This window comes from Rheinheimera sediminis, assembly GCF_004005375.1.
Lineage (GTDB): Bacteria > Pseudomonadota > Gammaproteobacteria > Enterobacterales > Alteromonadaceae > Pararheinheimera.
In genome coordinates, this window is record NZ_RZUF01000035.1 from 18,575 (window position 1) to 29,275 (window position 10,701).

Genomic DNA, 10,701 nt, shown 5'->3' on the forward strand with positions numbered 1-10,701 from the left:
CGCAAGGACTGAATTACTGCTCTACCTAATAAAGGACGGATGCAGCCAAGGACAATAAGGACGGTCAGTGTCAATACTGTCAGTAAGGCCAGAGCCGCATTCAGTGGCGCTTTCTGTAAATGCTGCGCTGCTACGAAACCAATAATACAACTGCATGGGCTGGTGCTCCTGTGTCAATTAACGGCCTGACCACGCAAGGACTGAATTACTGCTCTACCTAATAAAGGACGGATGCAGCCAAGGACAATAAGGACGGTCAGTGTCAATACTGTCAGTAAGGCCAGAGCCGCATTCAGTGGCGCTTTCTGTAAATGCTGCGCAAAGCGGAATGACAAACCAAAGCTTTGGCAGAGCTGCAAGGTGCTATAAGCAAGGCTCAGCAACAGCACAGCCCACAACAGCGGTTTTAAATTATCGATCAAGGTCAGTTGCAGCAAATGTTGCGGCCGCGCGCCCAGCGATTGGCGTACTGCCAGTTCATACTGGCGTAGCTGAATTTGCGTACGAATAACGGCGAAAATACCCAGGCCAGCTAATGCCAGAGCAAGTAACGACAATGCAGCTGTGACTATGGTCGCCACTTTTGCATCCTGAGTATGCTCGGCGAAGATCTCCGCACTGGTATGGAAGCGGAAGACTTTCAGTTGCGGATGCACTTGCGCCAGAGCCTGATTCACCAGATCACGACTGAGGCTTTGGCCATCCGGCAGCCTCACCAGTAAATGCGGGAACGCCGGAGGTGTCGCTGGGGTGTAGACAGCTGCACTATCGGATTGACCAGGCAGTGTCAGATCGCTGACCACTCCAATGATCCGACTCGGCGTTGTTGCTCCTCGCAGGTACAACACTTTGTCGATCAGTGAGCCGTCTGTCGCAAAATCTGCGGCAAGTCGATGTGCCAGGCTGGAGCTTATCACGACTACATTGTCCTGATTCAGCACTTGTTGAGTGCTAAACATCTCGCCACTTTGCAGTTGAAGCCCCAGCGCCTTCAGATACTCTGTGTCGCCGCTATAACGATAGCTGGGATAAAGCCTCGTAGCATCGGCTTGCTGGCTAACCGATGACATGGCAAATCCGGCCTGCCAAAAGGAGATCGGTGGGTAACCACCGACGCCGACAAGCATGGCGTTGCTTTGTTGTTTGACCGCTTCGGCGGCTTGCACAAAAAGTTGCCGACGTTCTTCATTTTGTGAGCTTGCCAGCAATGATCCCTGCGTCAGTGCCACCTGATAAGTGTGTAAATCAAGCCCGGACGGCTGACGTAGTTTGGCAAGCGCCTGCACAAAAATCTGGCTGCAGTAAATCAGCGTGACTAAACAAAACAGAGTTTGTGACATCAGCAGTAGTTGGCGGGTACGTCCCGATACTTGCACAGCAGCGCCTTTGCCACTTTGTTGCAGGCTCTGCTGCAACTGACGGTAGTTCAGCTGCCGGGTGAGCCAGACGGAAAGCGTCAGGCAAAGCATGATCAAAAGACCGATCGTAAAGAGTACACTCAAAGCTCCACTGCCAAGCTCCTGCAAACGCGGTAATGGTCCAGCGTAACCTGCTTGTAAACTTTGATAACAAGCCTCTGCTACCCCGAGACATAACAGCAACGCCGGAATGGCCAATAGTGAAAACTCGGTCAAATATTGGCGAAACAGATGGGCTGGACGTGCACCCAGCGTAATTCGAATGGTCAAGGATCGTTGTTGTGCCATGGCACGACCTAGCACCAGATTGGCTATATTGGCGATGGCAATTGCGGTAAGCAATATGCTGCCTGCCAATAAACTCAGGCTAAGACCAGCTGCGTCTCCCAGAATTCGGTTACGCACAGGCTCCAAACGCCAACGCACTGAACTGTTTTTCAAAAACGCATTGCTCTGGTTGGCTGCAGTAAATTCCGGCGCAGCCCATTGTTCAAAACTATGGGCTAATTGTGCTGGATTGCTGTCAGGTTTAAGCTTTAGCAGCAGATGCATTTGATTGCTGTTAAAACTCCAGTTTGGCGTACCCATATCATGAAAATCGTAACTAAGCCAAAGATCAGTCGACCAACCAGGCGCAGCTAGTACTGGCTCGACAAAATGTGCTGCCAACACACCAACCACAGTAAATGACACGCCACGAAATTGCAGTGTTTTACCAAGCACCGCAGGGTCGCCGGCAAAATGTTGTTGCCAAACCTGATAGCTGAGCACCGTCACTGGTACCTGACTATCGAGTCCTTCTGCCTGACTCAGATGGCGGCCTAGCGCCAGAGGCGCGTCAAACATTGGCAAAAATTCCGGCGTGACATAACCCAGATTAAACGATGGGTTGCCGGGCAGATTTTGTGCCACATCGATACTGATATTGTGCAGGGCTTTTGTTGCCACTTCCGGCCAATCTTGCCGGTAAATATCCAGCTGTGCTTGTGCCGGCAGCCACTCCTTCGCTACTTGCTCGTCTTGTTGCCACTGGCTACCGCGCACTAATTGCAAACGTTCGGCATCAGGGTAGGGCAGTGGAGCCATAAAGAGCTGATAGTTCAGATTAAAAGTGGCGACCAAAGCACCCAGCGTCAGGCCGAGTGTCAGAATCATAGTCAGGGCGTAAAGCTGCTGCTGGCGCAGTAGTAATCGCGCAGTGTGAAACCAGTGTTGCAGCATATTAGTGTCCTTGCAACGCATAAATAGCCGGCTTGCGAATAATGCCCCACACCGACAGCAGCGATGTAAGTACTGTTAACAGCACAATCAGTACCAGTGGCAGGGCAAAGCCACCAACTGACAGTTCCACTGTGAACATTGTTTGTCGCAGGCCAAGCCAAAGGATCGCCAGCAGCAATGCCGCCAGTACTAAACCAGCACAAACAGGTTTCAGGTTCTCGTTCAGCAATTGGCGAATAATAGTAGTTGGACGAGCACCAATGGCCATTCGCACGCCTAATTCAAAGCGGCGCTGCTGCACGCTATAGCTCAGTACGCCATAAATACCTATAGCGGCAAGCAGGAAACTCAGCAGCACGAGAGTGGTAGTCGCGGCAGCTGTCAGATAGTTACGCAGCCGCACCTTGTCGATATTATCTGCAATGCTATAGATATTGGCTGCTCTATAGTTTGCAGAGACTTGCGCCATTGCCTGGTTGATGGCGGTTTTGTCAATCTGCATACCTGGTTTCAGTTGCAATTGCAGGTTAGCTGTAGTGCCAAGATTGCGGGTTAAGTAACTGCGGCCTGTCTCGCGCTGTGACCATAGATCCGGCAACTGATGATTAAGGCTCACGCCGATAATCTCAAATGCGAGGCTGCCATCCGGCGAATACAACTGCTGGCCAACCACGTTACCATCGGGTCGAAGCTGCAGTGCCAGAGCCTGATTAATGATCACCACTAGTGATTGTGAGCTGATTTCTTGTGCAGTGAAGTTACGGCCTTGCACTAATTTGATGTCAAACAATGGCAGATAAAACTGATCGGTGTAAACCGCGCGGCTGAACAACAGTTGAGTCGGGCTGTCTGGCGAGGCTATAAAGCTTGCCGAACCATAATAACCATCAAAAGAAATCGGCGGATAATTGCTGACTGAGGCAGTCTGTACCGCCGGATGTTGTTGCAGAATATCACGCACCTGCATCAGCTCGTCCTTTTGTTGACGATATACAGCCCGGCGTTGTTCCAGCGGCAAACTGGCATCCGGAGCAGGGGTCATATCGTCAATGGTAATTTGATAGCGATCACTGCTGGCAAAACCTACTTGCTGGCGCAGTTGTTGTAACGACTGCAACAGCACTTGTGCACTACAAATCAGCAGCAAGCCGGCCAGCATCACCTGAGCGCCAATCAACAACTGTCGGTTACGGCCGCTGATTTGCACGCCGCTGCCTTTGCCACTGCTTTGCAGGTTTTGTTGCAGCGCCTGGTAGTTGATTTGCCTGCTGATCAGGGTCGCAAATCCCAGAGCCAGCAGCAGGCTGATCAAGAGCGCAAAAGCCAAAGTCGGCCAGTCCATTCCCAGTTCGGTCAGTCGCGGCAGAGTGGTACCAGCATAAGCCCACAACAACGCATAAGCACCTTCGGCTACGACAAAAGCAACGAGCAGCGCCGCTGTCAGTAACCAAGTGAGTTCAGCCAACACAGCACCCAACAAGTGGTGTCGCTGCGCTCCCAGCGCAGCCTGAATACTCATACTGCGTTGCTGGCGGGCGGCGTGGGATAATAATAAGTTGGTAATATTGGCGGCCGCGATCAGCACTAACAGCACACTGCCGATCAGCATCGACAGTGTTGCTTTGCTGCTGTCCCCGTCCATCATCTGCCGCAATGGTTCGGCATGAAAGCGCGCAGTGCGCCCGGCCTGAGCTGGTACTGCTGCAACTGCCTCCCGAAATTTCTGCTGAATTTGTGGCCTTAACTCTTGCTCGAAGGCCTGAAGCGCACCGGCGTCTTTCAGTTTCGCCAGATAAAAGTGGGCACCGCTGATATCACCCGGGCTCGCATTCGCGCCAGGCGCATAATCCCAAGGTAACCAGATGTCATTCACACGGGCCGGGCCTGTCAGAGCGGGCTCCTGGAAAGTCGCTGCGGTAATGCCAATCACTTTAAACGACTGATTGCCTATCTGTACTGTGCGTCCTACTGTAGCCGGATCAGCTTGATAGTGTTCGCGCCAGATTTTTTCACTTAGGATTGCTACAGCTTGGTGACTGCCGACATCTTCATCCGCACTAAATGCCCGGCCATGTAAAAACGGCATTTGGTACATCCGCATATAACCGGGTGTGGTGTAAGCAATCTGTACTTGTGGGCTGTTCGCTAAATCCCGCAGTGTCATACCAACGTAAGAAAAGCTAAATAACGCCTGATCGCTTAAATGCTCTGAGGGTTTGGGGTAAAGCTGACGGAAAATGCTGACCGGCAGCACGCGCGGATACATCACAGATCCATCTTTTTCCAACCAGGCCGTGCTACCCACCACTAACTGATCTTCATCAGCATAAGGCAGCGGTGCCGCTAAAATCTGATAATTCAGATTAAACATGGCTACCAATGAACCCAGTGCTAAACCCAGCGTCAATATCACAGTGGCGGCATACCCTTTGGCTTTGCTAAGCCTATAAAGTGCAGTGGAGAAGTCTTTGCGAGAAATCATCTTATTGTCCTTGTACCTGAGATATTCGACCGGCATTGATTTGTCTTTGGTTCTGTTCCAGCAGTGAAACCAAGAGTGCAAAAACCAGCAGACACACTAATTGTAATAAACCGAATACCAGCAACAGCCAGCTGCTTTGCAATGGCCAGACACTGCGTAAGGTGGGCAACACATTCAGTAAGCTGATCAATAGGCTTAAGCTAATACCGCATGTAAAAAGTCGGCTGAGTTGCATCCTTCACTCCTTGTCTGGCAGCTTGTGCCGCTAAATAGCACGGTTACTGAGCTGCAACCTGGCGTAAAACAGCGGTCTGCTGCTGGATAGGTGTGCCGTCACTATCCAGAATACGGCCATCCAGCAGGTGCAACTTGCGGCTTGCCATATCGGCATACCGCGGATCGTGTGTCACCATACAAAGGGTGGTGCCGTTATTATTCAGTTCACACAACATATCCATCACGGCGTCACCATTTCTGGAGTCCAGGTTCCCAGTAGGCTCATCGACTAACAGCAAAGCCGGGCTACCCACTAAAGCGCGGGCTATGGCAATACGTTGTTGCTGACCACCGGATAATTGGTTAGGTCTGTGACCCGCTCTGTGAGTCATATCTACAGTTTTCAGACAAGCCATGACGCGATCTTCAATCTCAGATTTAGCAACAGACTGGCGGCGATAGCGCAGTGGCAGGGCTATGTTGTCGAATACAGTCAGCTCATCTATTAAGTTAAATGACTGAAAGATAAAACCTATTTTTTCATTACGGATAAAGGCCGCTTCACTCAGGCTTAAACCACTGACTTCTTTGCCTTCAATCTGATAGCTACCACCACTGGGCATATCCAATAAACCCAGCAAAGATAACAAAGTGGATTTACCACAGCCTGACGGGCCGCAAATCGAAACAAAATCGCCTGAGGAAATCTGTAAATCGATACCCCGTAACGCATGGGTTTCCATTTCATCTGTGGCGAAAATTTTGGTGATGCCCTGCATCAGAATAGTGGGGTGTTGCATAAAAGTTCCTTTGCTTAATAGTCTTTAACGCACAACGCTGACTGTGTCTGCGTCCTGAAATCCCGCCATGTCGGATAAGACAAATTGCTCACCTTCAATGGCACCTTGGTGTAGTTGTAGAAAACGTCCGGCTTCGTCACCAAACTGCACTGCGGTGGCTGACAGGGTATTAGTGCTTGGATCCAGTTTAAACAGTCGGGTCTGGCTATGACTTTGGCTATTCACCGGACGATCAAGGTATAAAGTGTTCGTCAGCTCCGCGGTAAAAATCTGTGCATCTATATTGAGTTCTGGACGGGCGGAGGCAGGTATGGCGTCCACAAAAGTGAGTTCCACTTCTATAGTGCCTTCGACAACCTGGGGGGTGACCCTGCTGACGATGGCATCGGCTTGTTCACGCCTGGTGTTAATTCGGGCTTTTTGGCCGGGCCGGATTTGTTCGGCTTTGCTTTGAGACACCCGCACCAGTGCCAATAAATCCTTATCGCTGCCCACTAAAGCCAGTTCCTGACCTGCGGTTACACTTTGGCCCAGTTCAACCGGAACTCGTTGCAACACACCTTCAATACCTGAGCGTACTGTCAGTTGATCCAGTCGCTGTTTTAAACGCTGCTCACGAGCTATCGCTTGATTCAGTTGTTCTTGCGAAATAGTCAGAGCCTCCTGATTGACCAGCTTGAGCTGGTCCAGTCGCTTCTGTTGTAACTGAACTTGCTTTTCCAGCTGAGATTTCTCCAGCACTGTGGTCTGAAAACTTAGTTGTGAAACTATGCCTTTAGCTGCCATTTCTGCTTCGGCGCTATGACGCAATACCAGCATTTGGTAGCGGGCATCTAATTCTGCAAAGCGACCTTCTTCGGTTAGCATGTCACGTTGGTTGTTTAAATGCTGACGGCGAAAATTGGCCTGCTCCTGCGCTGTGGTCATACTGGCGGTTTCAATTTGCTGCATCAGTTCCGGATCACTTAAACGCAGAATGATGGAATCTGCTTGCACTACAGCGCCGGCTTTTAATACCACTTCTTCCACTGTTGCTGGTGCTAAGGCGCTGATCAGCTTTTGTTTATCTGAACGCAATACGCCATAACCATCCACTGTCACCTGCAGATCGCCGCGTTTCACAGTACCCAGCAATAAACCGGATTGTTCAATTTTGTATTGGTAGCCAGGGGATGCAAACAAAGTGCCCATCAGAACCAAAGCCGCCAGCGCAGTAACAACTAACATGGGCTTCTTCCAGAGAGCTGCAGCTTTTTCTTTTTTTATATCCATACTGATTTTTCCGCCTTGCCTCTTATTGTTGGATCTAAGCACAGCCACGTCGAATTGTTGCAGGGAGACACTTCAAATCGGCGCAGCTATGCTTTTTTAGTGGAGCAAAGGGCATGCCATTGCATAATAATATGATTTATATGGATATTATTTAGTTGCTTGGAAGTTGGCGTCCGATTCCGGACGCTCTGAGTCCAGAATCGGACTTTTATATGGAGAAAAAAAAATCAGTCTTGCGGCAAGGATAAAGTAGCACAAGAGCCTGTTATGCCGTCAGTTCTGTTAGTCAGGTTCAGTTCGCCTCCCAGTTGCTCAATGATCTGCCGGCATAAGGCTAAACCTATGCCCTGACCCTGAGGTTTAGTGCTGTAAAATGGCACAAATAGATCCTGCTGATTACTAAGGCCAGAGCCTTGATCCAACAGCTGGATTTCAAGATTGTGATTTTGTAGCTTGAAATGCAACAACACTGTTCCTGCCGGGCTACCTGCTTCAATAGCATTTTTTATCAGGTTAATCAGCACCTGTTGTAACAACATCTGATCACTTTTAAATACCAGCTCTGTACCGCTGGCTTGTAGTTGATGCTTTTCAAACAACAGCTGTAAAGAGTGAAACAATTGTCCGGCGTTAATCTGCTGGTGCTGGATCCGCAGTTCTTTATTCAGTTCAGCATAACGGCTGACAAAGTCCTGCAAATGCTGACTACGTTCGCGGATCAAGTCCAAAGCGTCCTGATCACGGCCTGGCGGCAGTTTCTGCTGCAAATGTTCTGACAAACTCAGAACCGGCGTCAGTGAGTTGCGAATTTCATGGCTCAGAACCCGGATCAATTGTTGCCAGGCTTGAAGCTGAGTTTCCCGCAAAGCCGCCTGAATGTTAATAAAAACCAGCAGTTGGTGACGCTGGCCTTGATCCAAAAACCGACTTTGGCGGATCTGCCATTGTTTTGCCTTCTCTTTATTGACGAAATTCCAATGAGGCAGGGCGCTCAATCCCAAACTTTCTGCCGTCGCATGGCGCATACTTTGCCAGGGGCGGCCAAACAAGTGGCTGAATTCGTTATTGGCGTAACTCAACTGCTGTTTATGATCAAACACCAGAATAGGGGTGTTTAACTGATCAATCAGCCGATACAGCAAAAACTGTTGTTCATCAAAATAGCTTTTCCGTTGCTGTAACTGCTCGCTGAGCTGCTGTAACTGGAGCTGCAGCTGCGCTGCTATCCCTTTCTGAAACACAGCTTTCGCCTGCAAACTGTAATCCTGATTTTGCATTGCTTCTAACTGCACACTGCTGCGACGAAAAGCAGCAATAGTTTGCTGTCTGCTGAAGTGCTGCCACCTGGTAATGAGTACAAAAGCACAACAGCTACTAAGCCACACCCACCAATGGGGCCAAAACCAGCAAAGCAGAGTTGCCAATACCAGACAAAGTAAAGCAATCAGCAGTGACTGCTTACGGCTTTGCGCCTCTATGCTGTCAGAGTTCCAGGCCATGTTTTTCCAGTCTGCGGTATAAAGACGACTTGGTAATACCAAGCTTTTCAGCAGTTTTTTGCTTATTGCCCTGACAAAGTTGTAATGCCTGACGGATCAAGGTCAGTTCAGCCTGTTCCAGTGTCATCATAGGCAAAGCTGCTGCTTGTGTTGCTGCAGACTGCTGTTCATCCGGTAGTGCCAACTCTTTGAGTGAGATCTCTTTGTTTTGGGTTAACAACACGGCGCGCTCAAGCAGATGACTCAGTTCTCTGATATTGCCAGGCCATTGATACTGTTGTAACCGGCTTAATGCATTGTGATGCAAAGTCAGGCCAGTCTTATGGTAACGCTGGCCATGCTTGTGCAAGAAAAACTGGCAAAGCGGAGCTATATCTGCTGGTCTCTCTCTTAATGGGGGGATACGGAATTCCAGTGTATTAAGACGGTAATACAAGTCCTGACGGAACTGGCCATTTTGGATCAAGGCAGAAAAATCAGCATTGGTCGCCGCAATCAATCTTAGATCGCTCTGTTCAGTCTGACAGGATCCTACAGCCTCATACTGGCCTGATTCCAGTACACGCAACAGCTTCGCTTGTTGCCCCAGTGGTAAAGTGGCGATTTCATCCAAAAACAAAGTGCCACCTCTAGCTAAGCTAAAACGCCCGGCTCGAGCTTCTTTGGCATCGGTAAAAGCTCCCTTTTTATGACCAAAGAGTTCGCTTTCAAATAATGCTTCAGGAATAGCTGCCATATTGACAGAAATCAAAGGTCCGGCTGAACGGCCTGAATGCTGGTGTAGCCAATGTGCCAGCTGACTTTTTCCTGTACCGTTTTCACCGGTCAGCAGAATATTAGCTTCTGTGGCTGCCACGGTTTGCAGTTGCTGCATCAGTGTCAGCATTTGCGAACTTTGCCAGACCAGTTCAAGTGGGGTTGATGACAGCTGTTGGTGCAGAGCTTTGTTTTGTCGTGTCAGACTGGACAACTTCAGTTGCTGCTGCAAAATTTGCTGCAAGCGCTGGTTGTTCCATGGCTTTTCAACAAAATCACCGGCACCTGCCTGCATCGCCTGAACCACTAAGGTGGTATTGGACCAAGCCGTCATCGCCACGACTGGAATGTCATACCCTTGTTGTTGCAGGTAACGTAAGAAGCGCAGGCCTTCATCACCTGAAGTGGTATCGAGCTGAAAGTTCATATCCAGCAGGATCAGATCCGGTTGTTGTTGTTCCAACCATTCGCGGGCCTGCACAGGGTTTTCCAGTTCTTCAATTCTGTAGCCCAGATCTTCCAATACAAATCGGGCTGCAAGTCTGACTTCGCGGTTATCCTCTATAAGCAGGATCAGGGGCTGATATTCCGGGCGCGTTTGCACCATCTATAAGTTCTCCATCTTCTTCTATATATAGAGTTGCTCTATATAGCTTGGTTAAGCTGATTGCTTCATTGCATATCCGGCACTATAGCAAAAGCACTAGCAAAATAGATGCCGAAGCAAAAAACCAGATCATTTGTCGTTTAAGGGCTTAGCTTGATCGTCAGGATCCGGTTGAGGATCCGTTTTTTGAACAGGTTTTGTACATGAAATAAGCATAAAAATCGGATCCGGTTAAAAACTAAGCGGTCGAACAGCTTTTATCGAAAAAGATCTTGCGGCTTCCTCTCAGATCTCTATAATGCGCTCCATCGACAGCGAAGACGGTTTCCAAAGCGAAATAGTTTGTAGCGAAAGATTATGAAAGGCGTTGATTATAAACGACTTTCGCTTCAGAAGTGAAGCACTGCTCTTTAACAATAAGCAATCAATC

At 49.3% G+C, this 10,701-nt stretch carries 7 protein-coding genes; all 7 read right to left on the minus strand.

Going from position 1 to position 10,701, the window contains the following annotated elements; translation table 11 throughout:
• Positions 1-173: 173 nt before the first annotated feature.
• Positions 174-2,639, minus strand: a complete 2,466-nt coding sequence (locus EMM73_RS18210; protein ID WP_186435289.1) for an ABC transporter permease — start codon at positions 2,637-2,639, stop codon at positions 174-176.
• A 1-nt stretch (position 2,640) separates the two neighbouring features.
• Positions 2,641-5,121, minus strand: a complete 2,481-nt coding sequence (locus tag EMM73_RS18215) for an ABC transporter permease (protein WP_127688213.1) — start codon at positions 5,119-5,121, stop codon at positions 2,641-2,643.
• A gap of 1 nt (position 5,122) precedes the next feature.
• Entirely contained in the window at positions 5,123-5,356 is a 234-nt protein-coding gene (locus tag EMM73_RS18220) for a hypothetical protein (RefSeq protein ID WP_127688214.1), read from the minus strand.
• Between the two features lie 43 nt (positions 5,357-5,399).
• A complete protein-coding gene (locus EMM73_RS18225) occupies positions 5,400-6,137 on the minus strand; it encodes an ABC transporter ATP-binding protein (RefSeq protein ID WP_127688215.1) in 738 nt (245 codons plus the stop codon).
• Between the two features lie 24 nt (positions 6,138-6,161).
• Positions 6,162-7,409, minus strand: a complete 1,248-nt coding sequence (locus tag EMM73_RS18230; RefSeq protein ID WP_127688216.1) for an HlyD family secretion protein — start codon at positions 7,407-7,409, stop codon at positions 6,162-6,164.
• A 227-nt stretch (positions 7,410-7,636) separates the two neighbouring features.
• Positions 7,637-8,908, minus strand: a complete 1,272-nt coding sequence (locus EMM73_RS18235; RefSeq protein WP_127688217.1) for a sensor histidine kinase — start codon at positions 8,906-8,908, stop codon at positions 7,637-7,639.
• Positions 8,892-10,271, minus strand: a complete 1,380-nt coding sequence (locus tag EMM73_RS18240; RefSeq protein WP_127688218.1) for a sigma-54-dependent transcriptional regulator — start codon at positions 10,269-10,271, stop codon at positions 8,892-8,894. The genes EMM73_RS18235 and EMM73_RS18240 overlap by 17 nt, the downstream gene beginning before the upstream one ends.
• Positions 10,272-10,701: the final 430 nt, after the last annotated feature.

Bases quoted from the DNA above. Each gene is read 5' to 3' on its own strand.
- EMM73_RS18210 (WP_186435289.1), bottom strand. From the start codon at position 2,639: ATGCTGCAACACTGGTTTCACACTGCGCGATTACTACTGCGCCAGCAG.
- EMM73_RS18215 (WP_127688213.1), bottom strand. From the start codon at position 5,121: ATGATTTCTCGCAAAGACTTCTCCACTGCACTTTATAGGCTTAGCAAA.
- EMM73_RS18220 (WP_127688214.1), bottom strand. From the start codon at position 5,356: ATGCAACTCAGCCGACTTTTTACATGCGGTATTAGCTTAAGCCTATTG.
- EMM73_RS18225 (WP_127688215.1), bottom strand. From the start codon at position 6,137: ATGCAACACCCCACTATTCTGATGCAGGGCATCACCAAAATTTTCGCC.
- EMM73_RS18230 (WP_127688216.1), bottom strand. From the start codon at position 7,409: ATGGATATAAAAAAAGAAAAAGCTGCAGCTCTCTGGAAGAAGCCCATG.
- EMM73_RS18235 (WP_127688217.1), bottom strand. From the start codon at position 8,908: ATGGCCTGGAACTCTGACAGCATAGAGGCGCAAAGCCGTAAGCAGTCA.
- EMM73_RS18240 (WP_127688218.1), bottom strand. From the start codon at position 10,271: ATGGTGCAAACGCGCCCGGAATATCAGCCCCTGATCCTGCTTATAGAG.